A 24,830-nucleotide genomic window follows, 5' to 3' on the forward strand; every position below is an offset into this window, starting at 1 on the left:
CGACAGGCCACGTCAAAAATTATCGTTTGAAAGGTTCGGCTTGGCGGATGAGGCCAATCAAATCGGCGACCTGGTGCAGCAGGGGAGACTTCAATGGCAGATCGCGGTCGGTGCGCTCGACAATGACCAGATCCTCTTGCGGGATGACAAAGGCATATTGCCCGCCTGCACCCCAAGCAAAATAGGAGCCCGCCGGCAAGCGAAATGCGTTCGTGCTCCCATCAGTGGCCGCCGACGGCCTATCTGCCGTCCACCAAAGATACCCATATCCGAACTCGTGATCGGCATCCGAGTAAGGCGTCGTGCTGTCCCGTACCCATTGTTTGGGAACGATCTCCTGCCCGTTCCAGCGTCCCCCATCCAGAAACAAAAGAGCGAATCGGGCAAGATCCCTGGCGCTCATCCGGAAGGTATAGGCGGGATGGATTGATGCACGGCCGCGAACCTTGTGCTGCGCATGCGGGTCGTAATCCTGCATCCCGATTTTCCGCGCGATCTCATCCTCGAACGCGTCATAGATGGAGGCCTTTGTCGCCTTCTCGTAGATCGTGCCGAGAGCATTGAAGTCCCAGTTGTTGTAATACCAGAACGTTCCCGGCGCATGGCTGAAGCGCGCCGGCCGCCTCGCGGCCATCGCCTCCGTCTCATAGAGCGCCGGATGATAGATGCCGGACCGTGCCTCCAGCAGCATCCGGACCGTCGCCTGCTTCTCCTGATCGGACAGTGACGGGGGGTTGTCGTCGATACCCAATTGCTGGAGTGTGCTGCCAAGATCGATCTGATGGTGCGCGACGGCGATCCCGATCAGGGAATCGAGCAGGCTCTTGCGAATGGAAGCCAATTCCATAGGCTTGCTCGTATCTCCCCATTCCGCAACAACGGCCCCATGCTGGACGACCATGACGGCGCTGACATCATGCCCGTCGGCAAAGGCCTTCGCCTCTGCCAATTTCGGCGCCGACCATCCGGATGTCTGGGGCGATAAATGTGCCCACTCGGCCGAAGGCACGGTTTGCGCCAAGGCCGGGGTCGACAGCAGTCCAACAAATAGCAGCCAGATGAAACGCATAGCCGATGCCCTGTTTCAAACGTCGGCATCGAATTTCTGGGCAAATAAGTCTTTTCGTTGACTGAAGCGCGCCCGGCACGGTTCTGCGACATCAGGGCGCATGCGTTCCTACTCGCCGTGCACGGGACTGGGCACAGACGCCACGCCGGATCCAGTGATTCCATACCGTGATTTTGGCATGGAATGATGACAGGCGTCAGCCTTCGATCGAACGACTAGTTCATCAACCGAGCGACGGGTTCAAGACGCCTGCCGCTTTTGAAACCGACCGCGCAGCCTTTGCCTGGGCGTCCGACATCTGCCGGGCGCGGGCCTTGCCCTCCCAGAGCGGCAGGCCGAGGGACTGCGCGACTGCCGGGTCGGCGGTGAAGATCGGATAGCCTCGCTCGATCAGCCGCAACAGGATTTCCCTGTCCTTGCCAATGTGCAACCGGGTCAGATTTTCCTGATTGTAGACATGGCCGCCGGAATCGGGGTTGATGCCGGTGATGATGACGGCGGTAGCGCCATTATAGAGCGCGAAAAGCACAGCGTTGATGCCGTTCGAGCATTTATCGTCGGCGCCCAGTTCGCTGCATTGCATGCCACCGACCCGATCGAGAAGCGCCATGCGCCGATAACGATCGACGATTTCGAGATTGTCGTACCGATAATTGAAGGCTTTCAGCCCATCCTCAAGCCGCTTGCGACCGTCCCGCCAGAGCAGGATGTACAGCATCTTCGCCCGCTCGCCATTCAGCACGCGCCTGACTTCGACGGCATTGGTGTTCGTTCCCTCGATCTGGTTGAACTGCACCAGCGCGACATCGGGCGCCTCGACGCCCCACGCCTTGGTGACAACCTGAGAGCCATTGATGGTGATCACCCGGAAGGTCTCGTCGAAATCCGCAGGCTTGTGCGACACCGGCGCCGATCCGACCACGACAACGGGTCCGGAAAACGGTTCTGAGAGCGTGGGCGGCTTCGGCCGGATAAGCCGATATTTCAGACGCCGATAAAAATGTTTCTTCAGTTCCGCAAATTTAGCAGCCATACCCGCCCTAAGACCCCCGAAGGCGTTCACTGAGAGATAGTCGAACCCATCGAAAGCGACCCCGCAACAAGATGTTGCCGGGTCGCTCGTAGCATCGACTATCGCTGCTTCGAGTTGCATTAGGAAAATAAAGAAATCTTACACGATCAAATTTTCGGTGAGCTACACCCTTAATTGCCCCGTTATCCCGCGCTCAAGGTCCGCCGCACCGCGTCTTTCCAACCCTTGAGTTTCCCGCTTCGCGTTTTCTCGTCCATCGCAGGCTCGAACCGCCGGTCTCGCGCCCAGGCCTTGGCAAAGCCCTCGCGGTCCGGCCAGACACCGGCGCGGCTGCCCGCAAGCCAGGCGGCACCGAGCGCCGTGGTTTCCAGGATGGTGGGGCGATCGACGGGAGCATCGAGCAGATCGGCGAGCCGCTGCATCGTCCAGTCGGAGGCGACCATGCCGCCATCGACGCGCAGCACCGTCTCCTTGCCGTTGCCGTTGCGCCAATCCTTGTGCATGGCATCCAGCAGGTCGCGCGATTGGTAGCAGACGGCTTCCAGCGCGGCGCGGACGATTTCCTCAGGTCCGGTATTGCGCGTCAGCCCGAAGATGGCCCCACGCGCGTCCGGATCCCAATGCGGAGCGCCAAGGCCGGTGAAGGCGGGCACCAGATAGACCTCCTGCAACGGATCAGCCTTTTCCGCCAGCGCACCGGAATCGGCGGCACTCTTGATCGCCTTCAGCCCATCGCGCAGCCATTGCACGGCCGCCCCGGCGATAAAAATCGAACCTTCCAGCGCATAGGTCGTCTCGCCGTCCAGCCGGTAGGCAATCGTGGTCAGCAGCCGGTTCTTCGAGCGCACGATATCCGCGCCGGTATTGAGCAGCGCGAAGCAGCCGGTGCCATAGGTGGATTTCATCATGCCGCGTTCGAAGCAGGCCTGGCCGATGGTGGCCGCCTGCTGATCACCGGCAACGCCGAGGATGGGAATGGCAGCGCCGAAAAGCGAGGCGTCGGTAACGCCGAAATCGGCGGCGCAATCCTTCACGTCCGGCAGCATGGCAGCGGGAACGCGCAGGATCTCAAGCAGATCTTCGTCCCACTCGTTGCTGGCGATATTGTACATCAGCGTCCGCGAGGCATTGGTCGCATCGGTGACGAAGCTCTTGCCGCCGGTCAGCCGCCAGATCAGGAAGGTGTCGATGGTGCCGAAGCAGAGTTCGCCCTTGGCGGCGCGGGCACGGGCGCCCTTCACATTCGCCAGCATCCAGGAGAGTTTGGTGCCGGAAAAATACGGGTCGAGCAGCAGGCCGGTGCGGCGGGTGAAGAGCTTCTCCAGATCCTGCCGCTTCAGCTTGTCGCAATAGCTCGCGGTGCGGCGATCCTGCCAGACGATGGCATTGTGGATCGGCTTGCCCGTCTCGCGATCCCAGACGACAACGGTTTCGCGCTGGTTGGTGATGCCGACGGCAGCGATATCCTTTGCCGTGATGCCGGCCGCCGTGATGGCCTTGCCGACAGTGAACAGCACGGAAGCCCAGATTTCCTCCGGATCATGTTCGACCCAGCCGGGTTTCGGATAATGCTGCGTGAACTCCTTCTGCCCGACGCCGGCAACTTTCATATTGCCGTCGAAAACGATCGCCCGTGTCGAGGTCGTTCCCTGGTCGATCGCCAAGACATAGCCGCCCATGCATTCCTCCCGATAGTTCTGTCTTTAAAGCAACAGATACGACAGCAAAACGAATGTGAAAAGAAAGCAAAACGAAATTTTTGTCGAAAACGCCCCATTCCCGCTCGCGAATATATGAAGCATGCTGTCGCAAAAGAGTCTTGCAGCGATGCGATTGCCATATTCGCGGGTTTGGGACTAACCTCAAGCCGCTATTGCGCTGCAACAACAAGCTGCGCCGTCCAAGGAGAAGATCATGGCAAGAACAGTCGTTGTCACCGGTTCTACAAGCGGTATCGGCCTCGCCATCGCGACCGCCTTCGCCGCCAAGGGTGAAAACATCGTCATCAATGGTTTCGGCAAGCCGGAAGAGATCGATGCCATCAGAAACACGCTCGAAGCATCGGGCGGCGGCAAAGTGATCTACCACCCGGCCGACATGACCAAGCCCGCCGAGATCGCCGACCTGATCGCGACCGCCAATTCGACCTTCGGCAGCGTCGACGTTCTCGTCAACAATGCCGGTATCCAGCATGTCGAGAAGATCGAAGATTTCCCGATCGACAAATGGGACCAGATCATCGCCATCAACCTGTCGAGCTCGTTTCACACCATTCGCGCGGCAGTCCCGCTGATGAAGGCAAAGAAATACGGCCGCATCATCAACATCGCGTCAGCCCACGCCCTCGTCGCCTCCCCGTTCAAATCCGCCTATGTCGCAGCAAAACATGGTATATTGGGCCTGACCAAGACGGTAGCGCTCGAGCTTGCCGAATTCGGCGTCACGGCCAACGCCATTTGCCCCGGCTATGTTCTGACCCCACTCGTCGAAAAGCAGATCCCGGACACGGCCAAAGCGCGCGGGATGACCGAGGAGCAGGTCAAGAACGAGGTGATCCTCAAGGCGCAGCCGACGCATGAATTCGTCAAGGCCGAGGAGATCGGTGCATTGTCGCTCTACCTGGCCAGCGACGACGCGCGTCAGATCACCGGCACACACGTCTCGATTGACGGTGGCTGGACCGCGGAATAACGATAGACGGTTAGGGCCGGATTCGATGACGCGTCCGGCCCTGAACGACAAAAAACAATTGGGAACCACATGAACGACAGCATCCGCTTTATCCTCAACGGCGAGGATATCTCACTTTCCAGCCTGCGCCCCACCGAGACGCTCCTCGATTTCCTGCGTCTCAACCGGCATCTGACGGGCACGAAGGAGGGATGCGCGGAAGGCGATTGCGGCGCCTGCACCGTTCTGGTCGGCCGGCTGATCGACGGCGGACTTCACTATGAGTCCGTCAACGCCTGCATTCGTTTCGTCGGCTCCCTGCATGCCACCCATGTCGTCACCGTCGAGCATCTGGCCGCCAGGGATGGCACGCTGCATCCGGTGCAGCAGGCCATGGTCGACTGTCATGGTTCGCAATGCGGCTTCTGCACGCCGGGCTTCGTCATGTCGCTCTATGGCCTGTGGCTATCGACCGAAAAGCCGAGCCGGGAGCAGATCGAAAAGAGCCTGCAGGGCAATCTCTGTCGTTGCACCGGCTACGAGCCGATCGTCAAAGCCGCCGAACAGGTGAGCCAGAAACGCCCGAGCGCGCTCTTCGATCCGCTGGAAAAGACCCGCTCTGACATCGTCGCCCGCCTCTGGGCCATGCAGGGCGGCGACACCATCAATATGACCTCTTCCGATGGAGATCGCTTGATCGTGCCTGGTTCGGTTTCGGCGCTTGCGCAGGTACTCGCCGACGAACCGAAAGCAACCGTCGTCGCCGGTTCCACCGATGTCGGTCTCTGGGTTACCAAGCAGATGCGCAAACTCGACCCGGTCGTCTTCATCAACCACCTGACCGATCTGCAAAAGATCACCGTGGACGATACCGGCCTGAGCATTGGCGCCGGCGTCACCTACAGCCGCGCCTTCACAGCCATTGCCGAAAAGATCCCGGCACTCGCAAGCCTGATCAACCGCATCGGCGGCGAGCAGGTGCGCAATATGGGAACGATCGGCGGTAACATCGCCAACGGGTCACCAATCGGCGACACGCCGCCACCGCTGATCGCGCTCGGCGCCACCGTCAAGCTGCGCTCGGTTGCCGGCAGCCGTACCTTGCCCTTGGAAGATTTCTTCATCGACTACGGCAAGCAGGATCGCAACCCGGGCGAGTTCGTCGAGGGCATCTTCGTGCCCTACCCCGCCGAGGACATCCATTTCGCCGTCTACAAGATCTCCAAACGCCGCGACGAGGATATCTCCGCGCTTTGCGGCGCTTTCCATCTGGCCCTGGATCAGGCCGGGAATGTCGCCGACATCCGCATCGCCTTCGGCGGCATGGCCGGCACGCCGAAGCGCGCCCGCACGGTCGAGGCCGAACTGATGGGCAAGCCCTGGACCGAAGCGACGGTCACCGCCGCGCGCCCCGCCTTCGATGCCGACTACACGCCGCTCACCGACTGGCGCGCGACCGCCGAATACCGGCAGCTGACCGCCAAGAACCTGCTGATCCGCTTCTATCTCGAAACGGCCGGCGCGCCACAGGAATTGAAGCGTTTCGCGACGGTGGAGGCGTAACGATGGACAAGTCCACTTTCGAGGAACGCAAGGTCATCAACGGCTCGATGCATGGTTCGCTGAAGCACGACTCGGCACACAAGCATGTGACGGGAGGCGCCGACTATATCGATGACCTGCCGGAACCGTCCGGCCTGCTGCATGGCGCACTTGGCCTCTCCGATCGTGCCCATGCCGACATCGCCGGCATCGATCTTTCCGCCGTCAAAGCCTATCCGGGCGTCGTCTGGGTGTTCACCGGAAAGGACATCCCCGGCGTCAACGACACCAGCTCGAACGGCATGCATGACGAGCCGCTGCTCGCTGAGACCAAGGTCGAGTTCCACGGCCAACCGATCTTCGCCGTCATCGCCGAAACCCGCGATGCCGCCCGCCGCGCCGCGAGGCTTGCCAAGATCGATTATCGCGACCTGCCGCATTGGAGCGATATCGATGGTGCGCTCGCCAATGGCGCGCCGCTAGTCTACGAGCCGATGACGCTGAAGCGCGGCGAGCCGGAAACCGAGATGGCCAATGCCAAGCACCACATCAAGGCGCAGATGCGTATCGGTGGCCAGGAGCATTTCTATCTCGAAAGTCACATCGCCATGGCGATCCCCGGCGAAGACGACGAAGTGACCGTCTGGTCGTCCACCCAGCATCCGAGCGAAATCCAGCATATCGTCGGCCATGTGCTGAACATTCCGTCCAATGCTGTCACCGTCAACGTGCGTCGCATGGGCGGCGGCTTTGGCGGCAAGGAGACGCAGGGCAACCAGTTCGCCGCCCTCGCCGCCGTCGCCGCCAAGAAACTTGGCCGCGCCGTCAAATTCCGTCCCGACCGCGACGAAGACATGGCCGCAACCGGCAAGCGCCACGACTTCCTGGTCGATTACGAAATCGGCTTCGACGATGAGGGCCGCATTCATGCGGTCGACGCGACCTATGCCGCCCGCTGCGGCTTCTCCTCCGACCTCTCCGGCCCGGTCACCGACCGCGCGCTGTTCCATGCGGATTCGAGCTATTTCTATCCGCATGTGCATCTCACCTCGAAACCGTTGAAGACCCATACCGTCTCCAACACCGCCTTCCGCGGTTTCGGCGGCCCACAGGGCATGGTCGGCGGCGAGCGCTTCATCGAGGAGATCGCCTATGCGCTCGGCAAGGACCCGCTGGAGATCCGCCGTGCGAACTTCTACGGCCAACCCGGCTCCGGCCGGACACTGACGCCCTATCATCAGGAGGTGGAGGATAATATTATCCACCGCATCGTCGATGAGCTGGAAGAATCCTCCGACTATCAGGCCCGGCGCAACGCCATCATCGAGTTCAACCGCTCCAGCCGCTTCATTCGCAAAGGCATCGCCCTGACGCCGGTGAAATTCGGCATCTCCTTCACCATGACCGCCTTCAACCAGGCCGGCGCGCTGGTGCATGTCTATCAGGATGGCTCGATCCACCTGAACCATGGCGGCACCGAAATGGGTCAGGGCCTCTATACCAAGGTGGCGCAGGTACTGGCCGACAGTTTCCAGATCGATATCGACCGGGTGAAGATTACCGCGACCACCACAGGTAAGGTACCGAACACATCGGCCACCGCCGCCTCCTCCGGCTCGGATCTCAACGGCATGGCAGCCTTCGACGCTGCCCGGCAGATCAAGGAACGGCTCGTCGCCTTTGCAATGGAGAAATGGGGCGTCGGGGCCGAAGAGGTACAGTTCCTGCCGAACCGCGTGCGCGTCGCCAATAGCGAAATCCCCTTCCCTGATTTCATCAAGCAGGCCTATTTCGCCCGCGTGCAGCTCTCCGCTGCCGGCTTCTACAAGACGCCGAAGATCCATTGGGACCGCAAGGCGGGTCGCGGCACTCCGTTCTATTATTTCTCCTATGGTGCTTCCGTCTCCGAAGTCTCGATCGACACGCTGACCGGCGAATATCTGATCGACCGCACCGATATCCTCCACGATGTCGGCCGCTCGCTGAACCCGGCCATCGATATCGGCCAGGTCGAAGGCGCCTACGTGCAGGGCATGGGTTGGCTGACCACTGAGGAACTCTGGTGGGATGCCAAGGGCCGGCTGCGAACCCACGCGCCATCCACCTACAAGATCCCGCTCGCCTCCGACCGGCCGAAGATCTTCAACGTCCGCCTCGCCGAATGGTCCGAAAACGCCGAGGCCACCATCGGCCGCTCCAAGGCCGTCGGCGAACCGCCCTTCATGCTGGCCATTTCCGTTCTCGAAGCCCTCTCCATGGCGGTCGCCAGCGTCGCCGACTATCGCGTCTGCCCAAGGCTGGACGCGCCGGCAACGCCGGAGCGAGTACTGATGGCGGTCGAGCGGTTGAAGGGGATGTGATGGTTTGGCGCACGGTCAATCCCTCCCTCTCCCCTCGGGGAGAAGGTGCCCGAAGGGCGGATGAGGGGGTGGTGCGGCAAACTCCATTCTATCCTTCGCTTGTGCTCAGGATGTTCGTCGCTACGCTCCTCCCCCCCCTCATCCGGCCTATCGGCCACCTTCTCCCCGGCGGGGAGAAGGGACAGCAACCCATACTCGGGTGGGCATGAATCATGCTCCCCCTCGAAACCTTCCTCGCCCAAAACCCCCGCGCCATCCTGATCGAAATCACCAGCACGCAAGGCTCCACCCCCCGCGAAGCGGGCACCTTCATGCTGGTCTCGACGGATCATATCTGGGGCACGATCGGCGGCGGACAGTTCGAGTATCTGGCGATCGGCAATGCCCGCCAGATGCTGGCGGGTACGGATGGCGTGGAGTTCATGGATATCCCGCTCGGCCCCGAGATCGGCCAATGCTGCGGCGGCCGCACGCAACTGCGCTGCCGCCCAGCTACGCCGGAGACGATCGAGACGCTGAAACGGCGGCTGCGGGACGAGAGCGGCGACTGGCCGGAGGTCTATCTCTTCGGCGCCGGCCATGTCGGGCGCGCCCTGGCGATCGCGCTGAAACCGCTACCGATGATCACCACAGTCATCGAAACGCGGCAGGAAGAGCTGGACGAGCTTCCGGCCGATACCAACGGCCGCCTCGTCGCCATGCCGGAAGCCTTGGTATCGGATATTCCCGCAGGCGCGGCCGTCGTCATCCTGACCCATGACCATGCGCTGGATTTCCTGATTGCCCAGCAGGCGCTCGCCCGCCCCGATCTCGCCTATGTCGGCATGATCGGCTCGGCGACGAAACGCGCCACCTTCGCCCATTGGCTTGCCCGCGAGGGCGGCGACAAGACTTTCCTCGGCCGGCTGACGCTGCCGATCGGCGGCGGAGCGGTGAAGGACAAGCGTCCGGAGGTCATCGCCGCCATGACGGCCGCTGAGTTGCTGACGGTCTTTACGACCTATCGCATCCGACCATCCTCATAGTGAGGCGCACGCCCGTCGAGAAACCCGAGATCGCGCTTGAGCTGCTCGGGCATCTCGTCGAGATCAAGCCGCGGCAAAGACGCAGGGCTTCCGGGAAAGACCTGCGCGAAGGTCTCCAATAGGCGGGCCAAAACGGACGGCCTCGCGATATTCACTTGCTCAACAACATGACAATCCATGACAACACCTCAATCCAATCGATGATATGGATTGCAGATTGCTCCCGAAAATGCTGAAATTCCAATCGAACAAACGTCTGCATGCATAAAGAGAGCTTATCCATGAAGCTGTCGAAACAGTTTCCGCTGAACGCACTGCGCGTCTTCGAGGCCGCTGCCCGGCTCGGCAGTTTTACCCGCGCCGGCGAGGAGCTGGGCATGACGCAGACGGCCGTCAGCTACCAGATCAAGCTGCTGGAGGGGAATATCGGCGAGCCACTCTTTTTACGAAAGCCAAGGCAGATCGCGTTGACCGAGGCAGGAGAGCGGCTGGCGCCGAAGGTAAGCGAGGCATTTGCCCTGCTGCAGGAGGCGATGGCTTCGGTCAGCGGTGACGCCGAGACCACGCTCCTCATCGATTCGACGCCGACCTTCGCGTCGCAATGGCTTGCTCGACATATCGGCTCGTTTCAACTACAGCATCCGAATGTCGCCGTCCGGCTCGCCACCTCGGGCAAGCTCATCGATTTCTCTCGTGACCCGGCCGATATCGCTATTCGCAGCGGCCGCGGAACATGGCCGGGCCTGCGTGCCCATCTGTTGATGAAAGTCAACTTCACGCCGATGCTCAGCCCGGAGCTGGCAGCCAGCATCGGCGGCGTCCATGAGCCCGCCGACCTTCTCAAACTGCGGATCATCGACGCAGGCGACCCCTGGTGGGAGCAATGGTTCCAGGCGGCGGAGGTGCCCGACCCCGGCCTGCAAGGCAGGCCGAGAAGCCGACTTGGCGCACAATCTTTCGAAGCAAGCGCCGCCATCGCCGGACAGGGCGTGGCGATCCTGACGCCCGAATTCTACGCTGACGACCTCGCCCGTGGCCGGTTGATCCAGCCATTCGATATTCTCTGTAGCGATAGCTCGGACTACTGGATTGCCTATCCGGAAAGCAGGCGCCACACGCCGAGAATCCGTGCCTTCAGGAACTGGATCCTCGGCGAATTCGGCATGCCACTGGAATAGGGCTCAATAGGCCATGTCCGGCGCGTAGAAACAGCGTGGCGTGTTCTCGTCCGGAAACAGGCAGAGGTGATAAGACCCATCAGGCGAGCGCATCGTCTTGCCCTGCGGCAGCGTGAAGATATGAGCATGCGTCACATAGCGATGATCGCCCGGTTGCAGCATGATCCGATAACCACCCGGAATGACGGTAACCGTACGGGACGGGATCATCTCGCAATCGCCGGTCTCGTTGTCGCCACTACAACAGTAGGGATCATAGGCCCAGCCGGAAGGCGCGTCATGCGCCAGGGCCGCGGTAGCAAAAAGAAAGAATACGAACGCCAGAATACCACGCATGGGCAATTCTCCGTCGAAGTGGACGGCTGACGCGGACGCAGTCCGCTCAAAGCAGCCGCAGGCGTTTCATAGCTCGCCATATTCTGATCTAATGCGAGCCGGACGCACGACAAGAGTGTCGCTTTTCCCTGACACATCAAACTCCCCCCTTCCCTCCGTCCCCAACATTTTGCAATGTGTCGAGTCGGAGGAAGAAAAAGGGGAACTGAATGTATGAATACGCCATTGCGTGGGAATGGCTGGCCTTTGCTGCCCGCTGGTTCCACGTCATAACCGCCATTGCCTGGATCGGTTCGTCCTTCTACTTCATCGCGCTCGATCTCGGGCTGGTGAAGCGTCCCCATCTTCCGCCCGGCGCCTATGGCGAGGAGTGGCAGGTGCATGGCGGCGGCTTCTATCACATCCAGAAATATCTGGTCGCCCCGGCTTCGATGCCGGAACACCTGACCTGGTTCAAGTATGAGAGCTATTTCACCTGGCTCTCTGGCTTCCTGATGCTCTGTATCGTCTATTACGGTGGCGCCAATCTCTTCCTCATCGACCGGCATGTGCTCGACGTCAGCGTTCCCGTTGCCATTCTCATCTCGCTCGCCTCGCTTGCCGGCGGCTGGATCGTTTACGACCTGCTCTGCAAGTCGCCGCTCGGCAACAATACCTGGGGCCTGATGGCGGTCCTCTATGCCGTCCTCGTCTTCATGGCCTGGGGCTACACGCATCTCTTCACCGGACGCGCGGCCTTCCTGCATCTCGGCGCGTTCACGGCGACGATCATGTCGGCCAATGTCTTCATGATCATCATCCCCAACCAGAAGGTCGTCGTCGCCGACCTGATCGCCGGACGCACGCCCGACCCGAAATATGGCCGCATCGCCAAGCAGCGCTCGCTCCACAACAACTACCTGACGCTGCCCGTCATCTTCTTCATGCTGTCGAACCACTATCCGCTGGCCTTCGGCACCGCCTATAACTGGGTGATCGCCGCGCTGGTCTTCCTGATGGGCGTCACCATCCGCCACTGGTTCAACACCACGCATGCCCGCAAGGGCCGCCCGACCTGGACCTGGATCGTCACTGTCATCCTCTTCATCCTGATCATGTGGCTTTCGACCGTGCCGAAGATCTTGACCGGCGAGAAGGATGCCGAAGCAGTCGCGCCCGCCTTCCAGCAGTTTGCATCAGACGCGCATTTCCCGGCGGTAAAGCAGATGGTTTCGACGCGCTGTTCGATGTGCCACGCCGCCGAGCCGGTTTATGAGGGCATTGTGCGGCCGCCGAAGGATGTAAAGCTGGAAAACGACGCGGAAATCGCTATGCATGCCCGCGAGATCTATATCCAGGCCGGCCGCAGCCACGCCATGCCTCCCGGCAACATCACCGAAGTGACGCCGGAGGAACGCAAGCTGCTGGTCGCCTGGTTCGAAAGCTCCGTCGGAGAAAAAGACCAATGACCACCCTTTTGCGCGGCCGCCTGCTGTCCTTCAAGCGCGCGCCGCAAAGCCTCGATGACACGGACAGCTATACCTATGAAAGCGATGGCGGCCTGCTGATCGAAAACGGCGTTATCGCCGCTGTCGGCCCCTATGGCGAAGTGAAGGCGACAGCACCGGCTGACGTTACCGAAGTCGATCATCGTCCGTATCTGATCCTGCCGGGCTTCATCGACATGCACCTGCATTTCCCGCAGATGCAGGTCATCGCCTCCTATGCCGCCAACCTTTTGGAATGGCTGAACACCTACACCTTCCCCGAGGAATGCCGCTTCGTCGAGAGCGCCCATGCCGAGCGCATCGCCACCCATTTCTACGACGAACTGATCCGCCATGGCACGACGACGGCCGTCGCCTATTGCTCCGTGCACAAGACCTCCGCCGACGCCTTCTTTGCCGAAGCCATGCGCCGAGACATGCGGATGGTCGGCGGCAAGGTGATGATGGACCGCAATGCGCCGCAGGGCCTGCTCGATACGCCGCAGATGGGTTACGACGAAACCCGCAAGGTGATCGCCGACTGGCATGGCAAGGGCCGCAACCACGTCGCCATCACCCCGCGCTTCGCCATCACCTCGACGCCCGAGCAAATGGAAGCAACCGCGGCCCTCGCCCGCGAGTTTCCCGACCTGCACATCCAGACTCATCTCTCCGAAAACCACGACGAGATCACATTCACCGGCGAACTTTATCCGGACGCGATCGACTATACCGACATTTACGCTCGCTACGGCCTGCTTGGCCCGAAAAGCCTGTTCGGCCACGCGATCCACCTGTCCGAGCGTGAAGCCGACGCCATGAGCGAGGCTGGCGCGATCGCCGTCCACTGCCCGACGTCCAACCTCTTCCTCGGCTCCGGCCTCTTCCCGCTGAAGGCACTTGCGCGCCGTGAAAAGCCCGTCCGCATCGGCGTCGCCACCGATATCGGCGGCGGCTCCAGCTATTCGATGCTGCGCACGATGGACGAGGCCTATAAGATCCAGCAGCTCCTTGGCGAACGCCTCAATCCGCTGGAAAGCTACTATTACATCACGCTCGGCAACGCCGAGGCCCTGTCGCTCGCCGACAGGATCGGCACGCTCGAACCAGGCACAGACGCCGACCTCACCATCCTAAATGCAGCCGCCACACCGGCCATGGCGCTGAAGATGGAAGTGGTGAAGACGCTGCCCGAGGAATTGTTCCTGTTGCAGACGATGGGCGACGACCGGGCGATCGTGGAGACATATGTCGCGGGGAAAGCTGCGAAGTCAGTCTTGAATTGACAGCCTTCTCCCGCGATTATCAAAGTCTCACATGCGGAAACAAACCGTTCTGATCCAATCCCCCCATACCATTTTCGTCAAGAAGGCAGACCGCCATGACCGCGCCGCTCACCATTGCCGACCTGAAGCAGCTCGCTAAACGGCGCGTACCGAAAATGTTCTTCCAGTACGCCGATTCCGGCTCGTGGACCGAGTCGACCTACGAGGCCAACGAAGCGGATTTCAGGAAGATCAAGCTGCGCCAGCGCGTGCTTGTCGACATGACCAACCGTACGCTGGAAAGCACCATGATCGGCCAGAAGGTGTCGATGCCGGTGGCACTGGCGCCGACGGGGATGACCGGTATGCAGCATGCCGACGGCGAAATGCTGGCGGCGCGGGCGGCAGAAGAGTTCGGCATTCCCTTCACGCTCTCGACCATGAGCATCTGCTCGATCGAGGATGTCGCCTCCGCGACGACGAAGCCTTTCTGGTTCCAGCTCTACGTGATGCAAGACCGCGATTTCGTGATGAGCCTGATCGACCGCGCCAAGGCGGCAAAATGCTCGGCGCTGGTGTTGACGGCCGATCTGCAAATTCTCGGCCAGCGTCACAACGACGTCCGCAACGGCCTGTCGGCGCCGCCGAAATTTTCGCCAAAACATGTGTGGCAGGTGGCAACCAGGCCCTCCTGGTGCTGGCAGATGCTGCAGACGAAGCGGCATTCCTTCGGCAACATCATCGGCCACGCCAAGGGCGTCAACGACGTTAAGTCGCTTTCGAACTGGACGACCGGTCAGTTCGATCAGCGACTGTCATGGAGCGATGTCGCCTGGATCAAGGAATATTGGGGCGGGCCGCTGATCATCAAAGGCATTCTCGACGTGGAGGATGCCAAGGCTGCGGTCGACACCGGCGCGGACGCGATCATCATCTCCAACCATGGCGGCCGTCAGCTCGATGGCGCGCCCTCCTCCATCAGTGTGCTGCCCAGGATCGTCGACGCGGTCGGTGACAAGATCGAAGTGCATATCGACGGCGGCATACGCTCGGGCCAGGATGTACTACGCGCCGTGGCGCTCGGCGCCAAGGGCACCTATATCGGCCGCCCCTTCCTCTATGGCCTCGGCGCCATGGGCAAGGACGGCGTGACGCTGGCGCTGGAGATCATCCGCAAGGAGATGGATCTCTCCATGGCATTCTGCGGCAAGCGGGACATCAAAGCAGTGGACCGGGGAATTATCGCCGGGGCCTAGCGCAACCAGCCCGTTGCCAGCCCGCTCGCCCAATCGGCACGACCGGCTTGGTTGGCGAATTCGGCCATTGCCCGATGATCGTAAGCCACCTGCCGGAAGGTCGGCGCCCAAACGCCGCCGACCTTTTCCATAATGGCATAGGAGGCCAAGGGATGGCCGGCCTCGACCTTGTGGTAATAAGGAAGATCATCGTCATAGGCCGGGCAGCCGACGCTGCCGGGATTGACGATCAGGCGCCCGTCGGAAAGACGGACAGCGCGCGGAATATGGCTATGGCCGCACAGGATCAGTGGAAAATCAATGCCGCCAGCAAAGGCGTCGACCGCTTCGATCGGCTTCAGATGAACGCTACCGTCCGGTGATACGCTTTCTAGCCAGTAGACATTGTCATTGGACGGCGTCGCGTGGCAGAGATAGGCTTCGCCCTTATAAGTCGTACTGAAGGGCAGGCTTCGCAGCCAATCGAGATGATGCGGAGATAAGTCCTCATAAGCGACCCTATCCGATTCATGCATCGTCTCCGGCGCCTGTTCGATCAGATAGCGATCGTGATTACCGCGAACCGTCACAGCATCAAGGGCAAGCAGAATATCGGCCGTCCTGCCGGCAGTCAGCGGTCCGCTGAAGCAATCGCCGAGATTGACGATATCCTCGATGCCCTGCGCACGGATATCGGCAAGTACTGCCTCCAGCGCCAGATGATTTCCGTGGATGTCCGCAATGACAGCAAAACGCAAAACTCAGCTCCCGCGATAGGTGGAATAGCCATAAGGCGAAATCAAAAGCGGCACATGATAATGCGACGTCGTGTCGGCAATGCCGAAGCGGATCGGCACGAGATCGAGGAAGGCCGGATCCGGCAGCTTGGCCCCGCTCGCGCGCAGATAATCACCGGCATGGAAGAGCAATTCATAGGTGCCGGCAACGAAGCTATCGCCAATCAGGATCGGCCCGCCATCGACGCGCCCGTCGGCATTGGTCGTCACGGTATTGAGATGCGTCCGCGTCTCGCCCGCGATCTTGAAGAGATCGATCACCAATCCTTCAGCCGGCTTGCCGAGGGCGGTGTCGAGCACATGGGTCGTCAGTCCGGTCATAGGGTCGGCGCTCCAATGATGAAGGGGGTATCGAAGAAGAATTCCACCAGATTGTTACCCGGCCCATCGCGATCGACAATGAGGAAGTCGCTCGGCTGATCGAGAGCCATCAGCGGATAATGCCAGACATTGGCCCGATAATTCACACCCTGGTCGCCGCGCGCCAGAAAGACCTGCGGCCTTCCCGGCTTGCCGTCCTCATCCTTCGAAACGACCACGAGGAACGGACGACCGTTGAGCGGCACGAAACTCTGGCTGCCGAAGGGGTGACGCTCCATCATCTCGATCGCATAGGGGAAAGCTCTCGGCTGGCCACGAAAGAGGTTCAGGATCACCCGTGCGCCGTCGCCAAGAGCCTCGGCGCTGGAAAGCGCATGAAACCGCTCCGTCGTACCACCATTGATGAACCGCATCGTCGCCGGATCCGTCTCAATCACGTCGCCGAAGGCGGCGAAAGCAGCCTTGGTCAGAGGTTGAATTTCGAGAGTCTGGGTCATTATGGTCATTCGCCTTCTGCCCGCCAATGGCGGATCGCTTCGAGCTGGGATAACAATTCCGGGACTGCGTGTGCAACGACAGTCCAGAGATCCTCGACACCCATCGAAGCTTCGTCGGACAACAGGCGCTTGCCCATATCCCGCAGTTCGTTCCAGCGCACCTCCGGATGCTCGGGCGCGAATTCCGGATGTTTTTCCAACAATTCGACTGCTGCTGTGCCAATGACGCAAAGGCTGTAGGCGACAGCGGATTGCACAAGCTTGTTTCCAGCAAATGCGGCCCCATCCATGCCTCGAACGAAAAGCCGCGCCTCGTCGGCGGCCTTCTGCATGCGATCCAGGTAATAGACGGGGCTTTGCGTCGTCATGCCTAGGCCTTGTTGCTAAAAAGCCAAAGCCGCATCACACACCTCCATCCGGAAGCATGGATTGCAGGCGCAGCAGCGCGATCTTCTCCACCTGCGCCGTTGCGGTCGTGAATTCCGCATCCCGGTCATTGCCGATCCGCGTTTCGAAGGCGGCAAGGATGTCGTCCTTGCCGAGACCCTTGACCGCGATAATAAAGGGAAAGCCGAATTTCGTCACGTAAGCCGTGTTGAGTTCGGTGAAGCGGGTATGCTCTGCAGGGCTCAGCCGATCGAGCCCTGCCCCCGCCTGCTCCTTGCGGCTGTCCTCGGTAAGCTCACCGGCAATCGCCAACCGGCCGGCGAGATCGGGATGCGCCCGCAAAACGCCGAGCCGTTCGTCGGCGCTGGCGGCGCGGAAAATAGCGGCCAAAGCGGCATGCACGCCGCCCGATGTCAACGGCTCGGCAATAGGGCCGGCATCATAGGCCCGCTCGGCGATAAACGGCGAGTGCTCGAAGACGCCGCCGAAACGGGTCACGAATTCGTCACGCGACACCATCTCAGAGCGTGCCCGTGGGAAGGTGATGCTCGTACCAATGATTGGCGATATCGATGCGCTTTGGCACCCAGACCTTGTCGTGCTTCAGCACATATTCGATGAAGCGCCTGAGCGCCGCCGCGCGGCCCGGCCGTCCGACCAGACGGCAATGCAAGCCGACCGACATCATCTTCGGGCTGCCCTGCTTGCCTTCTTCATAGAGCGTATCGAAGGCGTCCTTGAGATAGGTGAAGAATTGATCGCCGGAATTGAAGCCCTGCGGCGTGGCGAAGCGCATGTCATTCGTTTCGAGCGTGTAGGGGATGATCAGGAACGGCTTGCCGTCGAGACCATCGACCCAATAGGGCAGATCGTCGGCATAGGAATCCGACGAATAGAGGAAGCCGCCCTCCTCCATCACCAGCCGTAGCGTATTGTCCGAAGGCTTGCCCTGGTACATGCCATAGGGCCGCTCGCCCGTCAGTTCGGTATGCAGGCGCACGGCCTCGAGAATATGCTTGCGCTCCAGATCCTCGGGAAAATCCTTGTATTCCAGCCAGCGGTAACCGTGGCTGGCGATCTCCCAGCCTGCTTCCTTCATGGCGGCAACGGCTTCGGGATTGCGCGCCATGGCGAGCGTCACGCCATAGACGGTCGCCTGCACCTTGAGCTCGGTGAACATGCGCCACAGCCGCCAGAAACCGGCACGCGAGCCATATTCATAGATCGATTCCATGTTGAGATTGCGCTGGTTCGGCCAAGCTGCCGCGCCGACGATTTCCGACAGTAGGTTTTCCGAAGCCGGATCGCCGTCGAGAATGCTGCTTTCCCCACCCTCTTCATAATTGATCACGAACTGCACCGCGACGCGGGCATCACCGGGCCACTTCGGATCGGGCGTATTGCGGCCGTAGCCGACGAGATTGCGGGGATAGGTATCGGACATGAAAGCACCTTCTCGATTATGCGGAGACGGTAGCATCCACGGACGGAAAGTCGAGACCGAAAGTGAGAAACTCACTTTCCTTTCAGGAATAAATCCCTAGGCAATTTTACGGGCGCTGATCTTGCCCATCGGATGCAGGGAGTGCACGCGGAATGGCCCGCCCGTGCCCTCTTCCATCATCAGCGCGATGTTCGACACCGGCACCGGCTCGGCAAGCACCGGCTCGAAGATATCTCGCAACACCTGCTCCATGCGCGCGGTATCTGTGGGGTTGACCGTGCCCGTCAGCATCATATGGAAGCGAAATTCGTCCATGACATACGGATGGCCCCAGCGATGCAGATTGGCGAATTGCGTGGCCGAGAGACCGTCCGGGTCGCTGCGTTCAATTTCCGCTTCGGTCAGCGGCGCGCGGTAGTGATCGAAGGTCTGGATCACCGATGCGGCGAGGAAATGCATCTCCTGGCAGGGCACCGAAGGCACCAGTCCAAAAGTACTACCGAGACGCGCGACTTCCAGCCGTGGAATCTCGAAGGGAGTCAGCGTCCCGGAAAAGCGCATGAGATCGCGTAGCAGCCCAGCCTCGGACATATCGTCCGCCAGACGAAACGGCGCCTTCAACGTGCCGTTGAAACCATAGCGGCGCGGCACGGCGGTATGGAAGGCGATTTCATGAATACCGAGCCCCCGCGTGGCGGGCGGATCGACCATCTCGCCGGAATAGACATTGCGGCCGAGCCAGTTCGCAGCCACGAGCGTCAGCGGATCGCTCGCGGACGGCGTGAAGCAAATGGCGTAACGCATAAAATCTCCTCCGGAGGGCGATAAACCGGCTGGTCCAGCCAATTGCCGATGAGCAAGGAGATAGGTGATTTGCGTGACAGATTGACGACTCGAACGCAGCTTACGTTCACGTTTTATGTGATGCAGCTACAATATGGTTCGAAAGCGTAAAACCCTGCGGCAGGTTGAAAGAACACGGAATCTTCGCGGCCTCCACAACCGCCGCCTCGGCCAGACGATGCGCCAGGCCGAAGCTGACCTTGAAACCACCGGTCAGCGCGATCAGACGCGGATGATCCGGATGCGTCCCCACCATCGGGTCCCGATCGATCGCCTTCGGCCGCAAGCCGGCCCAGCGCTCGATCACCTCGGCATGATCCAGCACCGGCGCCATCGTCCGGGCGGCGGCGAGCAGATCGTCCAGTTGACTGTCCGTCGATAGCGGATCGTCGAAACGGTTCTCGCTGGTGCTTCCAACCGCCACCAGCCCACCCTCATGCGGAACGATATAGAGCCCGTCACGAAAGATCACCGGCAGGCTTGCATCGACATCCGCCTTCAGCAACGCCGCCTGCCCTTTGACCGGCTGGCCGAGGCTGGAATGGCGACCGGGGGTCAAGCCGTCAAGCATCGGAAAGGAATGGTGGCCGGCGGAAAGAATGCAGCGACCGAAATGAATGCTACCCTCGCGGGTCGTTGCGACGCCGCCGTCCGGATCGATGCTCTCGACCTCCACTCCTTCAACAAGCCGAACATATTTCGCGTTGCCGAGAAATGCGGCCAGAACCTTCAGCAAGGCGCGTGGCGCCACGCGGGCGGCAAGCGTGTCGAAAACAAATCCGCTTTTGCCGGCTGCAGGATCAATCCAGCCATCCACCGGCGCGGCGTCCAGCACCTGCCAATGAAACCGCCGCTCGCCATCGTGCCAATGCGTCTCCGCATCCTGCGAATGAGCAAGCGCGATCTTGTGCAGATGCGGCTTCGGCAAGGGAATGAGCCGGCCGGAACGGCGATATCCGGCGGAAAGCCCGGTTGCCGCTTCAAGCGGCGCAATATCGCTTTCCAGGGCCACCAGCGCATCGAACTGGAATTGCTTCTTTTCGGACCATTTGTCGGGCATATGCGGCATCAGCGCGCCGAGCAGACCACCGCTTGCTCCGCCTCCCAATTGGGCGCTATCGACGAGCAGTGTCTCGATGCCCAACCGCTCCGCATGCACCGCCGCCCACAGACCCATAATGCCGCCGCCGACGATCAGAAGTTCGACGGATGATTGACCGGCAGGCCCCGGAGGATTATCGGCTTTTCCCATGACAGATCCAGTTTCCGATCGGACGCAAGCGGCCGAGACCACTGTAGTGAGCCAAGAGCTCGAATGGCGCGACGGCGATATGCCCTATTCGACCGCCTTTGGCGACCATTTTTATTGCCAGACCGACGGCCGGCTGGAATGCGGCCACGTCTTCCTCGACGGCAACGGCCTGCCCCCGCGCTGGGATGGGCAGCAGAATTTCCTGATCGGCGAGCTCGGCTTCGGCACCGGCCTGAATTTCTGCGAGACCTGGCGGCAATGGAAGCAACACGGCGAGCCGAACTCGCAACTGCATTTCATGTCCTTTGAGCTCTATCCAATGCGCGCCGAGGAGATCGACCGTGCGCTATCGCGCTGGCCCGAGATCGATGCCGAACGTCAGGGACTTGTCGCCGCCTGGCCGGAAGAGCCATGCGGTATCGTCACACTTGCCCTTGACGCCCGCACGCGCCTCAGCGTCGTCTGCGGCCCGGCAATGGACGGCGTGAACGAGGCAAAAGCAGGTTTCAACGCCTGGTATCTCGACGGGTTCGCGCCGTCGCGAAACGCCGACATGTGGTCGCCGGAACTGATGCAGCTTCTTCACGACAAGACCGCCACCGGTGGCACCTTCGCCACCTATGCCGCCGCCGGCTTCGTACGCCGTAACCTGCAGTCGGCAGGTTTTGCGGTCGAGCGCCGCAAGGGCTTTGCCGGCAAGCGCGAAATGCTCTGCGGGATCAAACAGGCTTAGTTGCGGGAACGCTCTGTCTGAAGCGCCTCGTCGCCGAGCCAGCGGCGAACCTTGGCTTCGAGGAGTTCCGGGCTGATCGGCTTCGAGATGTAGTCATCCATACCGGCCTCCAGGCACATGTCGCGGTCGACATCGAGCGCGTGTGCCGTAACGCCGACGATCGGCACATGGCACCCCAGCCCGGCTTCCGCCTCCAGCTGCCGGATCGTTCGCGTTGCCTGATGGCCGTTCATGACCGGCATCGAGACATCCATCATGATCAGCGACGGCCGCAGCTTGAGCCAGGCGTCCACCGCCTCCTGGCCGTTCTGGACTACGAGGAAGCGCAGGCCCGTGACCTGCAGGATCTGCGTGAAGACGATCTGGTTGACCTCATTGTCCTCGGCAACGAGAACATCGATGGCGCTGACGGGCCTTGCCGACACGTCCTGCTCGACGGCCTGAATGGCGGCTTCCGCCTCGGCCTCTATCGGCAATTGCGAGGCAACCGCGGTCGCATAGCCGGTCATCTGTTGCCGCCGCGCCATGCGTATGACATCGATGATGGTGCCGCGAAGCACATTGGCGCGAACAGGCTTCATCAGGTGTGCCTGACCATTCAGTGCGGCAAATTCCTTGTCGCTGCCGACCACATCCATGGATGTCAGGAAAATCAGGGACAGAGCTTCGAAGCGAGCATCCGCGCGGATGGTGTGCGCTACCTCGTAGCCATTCATGTCCGGCATATGGTAATCAAGAATCACGGCATCGACCGGCGCGCCCATCTCGGAAGCAGCATGGAGGATGGCAAGCCCTGTCTTGCCGTCTTCGGCGGCATAGCCGTCAAAGCCCCACTGCTGCAACTGCTCTTCCAAGATCCGCCGGTTGATCTCGTTGTCGTCGATGACCAGAATGCGCGCACCCTTGACATTGACCGGCACCGTGCGCGGCTCGCTGCGTGCCGCGACCGGCGGCATCGGCAGATGTACGGTGAAGGTCGAACCCTTGCCCCATTCGCTATCGACTTCGAGATAGCCACCGAAGAGATCGACCAGCCCGGCGGTGATCGCAAGACCGAGACCTGTGCCTTCGTGGCGCCGCGTCGAGGAGGCGTCGACCTGCGAAAACTTCTCGAAAATGGAGTCGAGCTTCTCCTTGGAAATGCCAAGGCCGGTATCCTCGACGCGAAGCGTCAACATGACCTCGCCATTGTCGATCGGCTGGCTATCCACCTCGACCAGCACATGGCCGCGCTCGGTGAACTTGATCGCATTGCCAAGCAGGTTGGTCACGATCTGGCGGAAGCGGCCTGCATCCCCCAGCACCATGGCCGGCACAGCAGGCGTGGCGCGCACCAGAAGCTCGATGTCCTTTTCCGCAGCCGGCGACGACAGGAGCGTCGCGACATCTTCCACCGCTTCGGCCGGATCGAAGGCCGCCTTGCGCAGGCGCATCTGGCCGGCGTCGATCTTGGAGAAATCGAGGATATCGTTGATGATCGTCAGAAGCGCATTGCCCGACTTGACGATGATGTCGATGAAGGTCTTCTGCCGGGCATCTAGATCGGTCTTGGCCAGCAATTCCGCCATGCCGAGAACGCCGTTCATCGGCGTGCGGATTTCATGGCTCATATTGGCGAGAAATTCGGATTTGGCCCGGTCGGCCGCTTCGCTGCGGGCCAGCAGCAGCTGTAGTTCCGCTTCGCGCTTTTTCATCTCGGTGATATCGGTCAGCACCACGGTCCAGCGGCGGCTCTCGCTCATCGCCGCTTCGAGCTGTATCCAGCGTTCACCCGCCACCCGGAAGACCATCGAAACCGGCTTGTCCGCCGCCATGTTTTCGCGCCAGGCAAGCCGCAAGGCCTCCGGATCGGCACCGAAATCGCCGCGGGCAGCACAATGATCGAAGGCGGCGGACCAGTGCTTGCCAACCGCCAGACAATCCGCGGGAACGAGCAGCATGTCCGTCAGCGCGTCGTTCGCCAGCATGATGATGCCGTCCTGCAAGATCAGCAGCCCTTGGGACATGGCATGCGTCGCGTCCGTCATCAGATCGCCGAGACGTTCCAGCGCAAGATGCGCCTCGCTGATCTCTCGCTCTTGCTGGCGCACCGAGGAAATGTCGGCATAGGTGACGAGCGTGCGGCCGTTCGAAATGCGGCGCGTATCCATGATAACGGATTTGCCGTCGGCAAAGCTCGTCTCGGTCTGGAGACTTGGCCCGGCGTTTTGAGAAGCATCCATGCGCGCCTGGTAGATATCGTCAATACTGCCGGCATCAGGGCCGTAGCGACCAAGGTCGAAATTCCGGACGATGAGATCGCGAACAGGCCGGCCCTCGAAGCGCCCGTCCTTCGAGAAATCCCAGATGTCGTAAAAGGCATCGTTGGTATATTCGATATTGCAATCGCTATCGTAGATCATCACGCCGATCGGCATGGAACGGAGGATGCTCCCGAGATCCTGATGCAACGCCTCGGCGCGCGCCTGTGCTTCGATCAACTGCGTCTCGCGCAGCTTCAGCACGGAAATATCGTTCATGGACCCAACGACATAGCGCTTGCCATCCGAGGTGACGACGCGATTGACGCGCGTCATGATCGGATGCGTCACATGCTGCCGATCGACCACCTGCCCCTCGAATGCAAGCGCATGCCCTTCGTTCAGCACTTGCTCGTTTTCGGCAAAATAATCATCGGCGCCGGTTTCGAACATCTCGTGTTCGGTTTTACCAAGCACCTCGGCGCGGCTAAGCCCGGTGATCGCCGCATAAGCCTCGTTGGAATAGATCAGCCGATGGCTGGCGTCGCGCACGAAGGACGCGACCGGCAGGTCCTTGAGAATGGAGCGATAAAGCCCGGTCTCATCGACGTCTCCACCCAGGATGCTTCCGTCCCACGCTTCGGAGGACGAAACCGAAGGCACGGCGGGCATATCGAGAAATAGGCCGAAGACATACAGACGGTCTTCGGATGGCGAGAAGCTTTCGATCTGCACCCGCGACCGAACATGGCCGGCCGGATCGAAGCACAGCGTCGTCTCCTCGGAACCGAACACCAGCGCCCGGCGCTCCTTGTCCTCGCGGTCGACTTCCTCGCCGCTATCGAAGAGATCGCGGCTGCGATTGCCGATGAAATCGGAGATATCGCGCGCGAAAAAACGCGCATAGGCCCGGTTAACGGCGACATAGCGCAGATCGCTGTTCTTGACATAAGCCGGCTGATCCAGATCGGCGATCCGGCGGCAGGCCAGCTCCAGCAGTTCACCGTCCGAGTTCAACAGCGCCCCTCTTCTCACCGCTCACGATAGTTTACTGAACCAAGGCTGTATCACAAAGCGCTTTAACAAGCCGTTAACCATATTTCCGCCCTCTCAAACGTCGCGTTCAGGCCACTGAAT

At 60.9% G+C, this 24,830-nt stretch carries 23 protein-coding genes; 9 read left to right on the plus strand and 14 right to left on the minus strand.

Annotation, left to right across the window (positions count from 1 at the left end; translation table 11 throughout):
* Positions 1-19: 19 nt before the first annotated feature.
* The 3 genes from AB6803_RS08695 to glpK form a co-directional block, all read right to left on the minus strand.
* Complete coding sequence (locus AB6803_RS08695) at positions 20-949, minus strand: serine hydrolase domain-containing protein (protein ID WP_371108501.1); 930 nt, start codon at positions 947-949, stop codon at positions 20-22.
* 343 nt (positions 950-1,292) lie between these two features.
* Entirely contained in the window at positions 1,293-2,102 is an 810-nt protein-coding gene (locus AB6803_RS08700; protein ID WP_371108502.1) for a membrane-anchored protein, read from the minus strand.
* 182 nt (positions 2,103-2,284) lie between these two features.
* Entirely contained in the window at positions 2,285-3,781 is a 1,497-nt protein-coding gene (gene glpK, locus AB6803_RS08705) for a glycerol kinase GlpK (protein WP_371108503.1), read from the minus strand.
* Positions 3,782-4,016: 235 nt separating this feature from the next.
* Between glpK and AB6803_RS08710 the strand changes: the two genes are divergently transcribed.
* The 4 genes from AB6803_RS08710 to xdhC all read left to right on the plus strand — a co-directional run bounded on the left by AB6803_RS08710 (position 4,017) and on the right by xdhC (position 9,699).
* Positions 4,017-4,793 carry a 3-hydroxybutyrate dehydrogenase gene (locus tag AB6803_RS08710; RefSeq protein ID WP_007694229.1) on the plus strand — a complete coding sequence of 259 codons (777 nt, stop codon included), beginning with the start codon at positions 4,017-4,019 and terminating at the stop codon, positions 4,791-4,793.
* A gap of 69 nt (positions 4,794-4,862) precedes the next feature.
* Positions 4,863-6,335 (plus strand): xanthine dehydrogenase small subunit, encoded by a 1,473-nt coding sequence (gene xdhA, locus AB6803_RS08715; protein ID WP_371108504.1) that lies wholly within the window; start codon positions 4,863-4,865, stop codon positions 6,333-6,335.
* Between the two features lie 2 nt (positions 6,336-6,337).
* Entirely contained in the window at positions 6,338-8,674 is a 2,337-nt protein-coding gene (xdhB, locus tag AB6803_RS08720; RefSeq protein WP_371108505.1) for a xanthine dehydrogenase molybdopterin binding subunit, read from the plus strand.
* Positions 8,675-8,886: 212 nt separating this feature from the next.
* Positions 8,887-9,699, plus strand: a complete 813-nt coding sequence (gene xdhC / locus AB6803_RS08725; RefSeq protein ID WP_371108506.1) for a xanthine dehydrogenase accessory protein XdhC — start codon at positions 8,887-8,889, stop codon at positions 9,697-9,699.
* Here the strand turns inward: xdhC and AB6803_RS08730 are convergent.
* Positions 9,675-9,878 carry a hypothetical protein gene (locus tag AB6803_RS08730; RefSeq protein ID WP_371108507.1) on the minus strand — a complete coding sequence of 68 codons (204 nt, stop codon included), beginning with the start codon at positions 9,876-9,878 and terminating at the stop codon, positions 9,675-9,677. The genes xdhC and AB6803_RS08730 overlap by 25 nt on opposite strands.
* 81 nt (positions 9,879-9,959) lie before the next feature.
* Between AB6803_RS08730 and AB6803_RS08735 the strand changes: the two genes are divergently transcribed.
* Complete coding sequence (locus tag AB6803_RS08735; protein ID WP_371108508.1) at positions 9,960-10,877, plus strand: LysR substrate-binding domain-containing protein; 918 nt, start codon at positions 9,960-9,962, stop codon at positions 10,875-10,877.
* Positions 10,878-10,880: 3 nt separating this feature from the next.
* On the opposite strand, the gene AB6803_RS08740 is transcribed toward AB6803_RS08735, so the two are convergent.
* Positions 10,881-11,213 carry a hypothetical protein gene (locus AB6803_RS08740; RefSeq protein WP_371108509.1) on the minus strand — a complete coding sequence of 111 codons (333 nt, stop codon included), beginning with the start codon at positions 11,211-11,213 and terminating at the stop codon, positions 10,881-10,883.
* Between the two features lie 209 nt (positions 11,214-11,422).
* Between AB6803_RS08740 and puuD the strand changes: the two genes are divergently transcribed.
* The 3 genes from puuD (at position 11,423) to AB6803_RS08755 (ending at position 15,200) form a co-directional block, all read left to right on the plus strand.
* Positions 11,423-12,661, plus strand: coding sequence for a urate hydroxylase PuuD (gene puuD / locus AB6803_RS08745; protein WP_371108510.1), 1,239 nt, complete (start codon positions 11,423-11,425; stop codon positions 12,659-12,661).
* Entirely contained in the window at positions 12,658-13,965 is a 1,308-nt protein-coding gene (guaD, locus tag AB6803_RS08750) for a guanine deaminase (protein WP_371108511.1), read from the plus strand. Before puuD ends, guaD begins: the two co-directional genes overlap by 4 nt.
* Before the next feature lie 95 nt (positions 13,966-14,060).
* Positions 14,061-15,200, plus strand: a complete 1,140-nt coding sequence (locus AB6803_RS08755; RefSeq protein WP_371108512.1) for an L-lactate dehydrogenase — start codon at positions 14,061-14,063, stop codon at positions 15,198-15,200.
* On the opposite strand, the gene AB6803_RS08760 is transcribed toward AB6803_RS08755, so the two are convergent.
* From AB6803_RS08760 to AB6803_RS08795, 8 genes are all read right to left on the minus strand, one after another.
* On the minus strand, positions 15,197-15,937 hold the full coding sequence (locus tag AB6803_RS08760) for a metallophosphoesterase (protein ID WP_371108513.1): 741 nt from the start codon (positions 15,935-15,937) through the stop codon (positions 15,197-15,199). The genes AB6803_RS08755 and AB6803_RS08760 overlap by 4 nt on opposite strands.
* A gap of 3 nt (positions 15,938-15,940) precedes the next feature.
* Positions 15,941-16,297 carry a hydroxyisourate hydrolase gene (gene uraH / locus AB6803_RS08765; protein ID WP_371108514.1) on the minus strand — a complete coding sequence of 119 codons (357 nt, stop codon included), beginning with the start codon at positions 16,295-16,297 and terminating at the stop codon, positions 15,941-15,943.
* Positions 16,294-16,794 carry an ureidoglycolate lyase gene (locus AB6803_RS08770; RefSeq protein ID WP_371108515.1) on the minus strand — a complete coding sequence of 167 codons (501 nt, stop codon included), beginning with the start codon at positions 16,792-16,794 and terminating at the stop codon, positions 16,294-16,296. Before AB6803_RS08770 ends, uraH begins: the two co-directional genes overlap by 4 nt.
* A gap of 5 nt (positions 16,795-16,799) precedes the next feature.
* Positions 16,800-17,162, minus strand: a complete 363-nt coding sequence (locus AB6803_RS08775) for a DUF86 domain-containing protein (protein ID WP_371108516.1) — start codon at positions 17,160-17,162, stop codon at positions 16,800-16,802.
* Positions 17,163-17,196: 34 nt separating this feature from the next.
* Positions 17,197-17,700 (minus strand): 2-oxo-4-hydroxy-4-carboxy-5-ureidoimidazoline decarboxylase, encoded by a 504-nt coding sequence (gene uraD, locus AB6803_RS08780; RefSeq protein WP_371108517.1) that lies wholly within the window; start codon positions 17,698-17,700, stop codon positions 17,197-17,199.
* Between the two features lies 1 nt (position 17,701).
* Entirely contained in the window at positions 17,702-18,625 is a 924-nt protein-coding gene (gene puuE / locus AB6803_RS08785; protein ID WP_371108518.1) for an allantoinase PuuE, read from the minus strand.
* A 96-nt stretch (positions 18,626-18,721) separates the two neighbouring features.
* Positions 18,722-19,429, minus strand: coding sequence for a DUF1045 domain-containing protein (locus AB6803_RS08790; RefSeq protein WP_371108519.1), 708 nt, complete (start codon positions 19,427-19,429; stop codon positions 18,722-18,724).
* 106 nt (positions 19,430-19,535) lie between these two features.
* The gene (locus AB6803_RS08795; RefSeq protein ID WP_371108520.1) at positions 19,536-20,720 is read right to left on the minus strand and encodes an NAD(P)/FAD-dependent oxidoreductase; all 1,185 of its coding nucleotides are present in this window, start codon (positions 20,718-20,720) and stop codon (positions 19,536-19,538) included.
* Here AB6803_RS08795 and mnmD point away from each other — a divergent pair.
* A complete protein-coding gene (gene mnmD / locus AB6803_RS08800; RefSeq protein WP_371108521.1) occupies positions 20,719-21,453 on the plus strand; it encodes a tRNA (5-methylaminomethyl-2-thiouridine)(34)-methyltransferase MnmD in 735 nt (244 codons plus the stop codon). The two genes, AB6803_RS08795 and mnmD, sit on opposite strands and share 2 nt — an antisense overlap.
* Here mnmD and AB6803_RS08805 read toward each other — a convergent pair.
* A complete protein-coding gene (locus AB6803_RS08805) occupies positions 21,450-24,710 on the minus strand; it encodes a response regulator (protein ID WP_371108522.1) in 3,261 nt (1,086 codons plus the stop codon). The genes mnmD and AB6803_RS08805 overlap by 4 nt on opposite strands.
* Between the last annotated feature and the right edge of the window lie 120 nt (positions 24,711-24,830).

It is taken from the genome of Rhizobium sp. RCC_161_2 (assembly GCF_041355235.1).
In the GTDB taxonomy this organism is placed as follows: domain Bacteria; phylum Pseudomonadota; class Alphaproteobacteria; order Rhizobiales; family Rhizobiaceae; genus Rhizobium.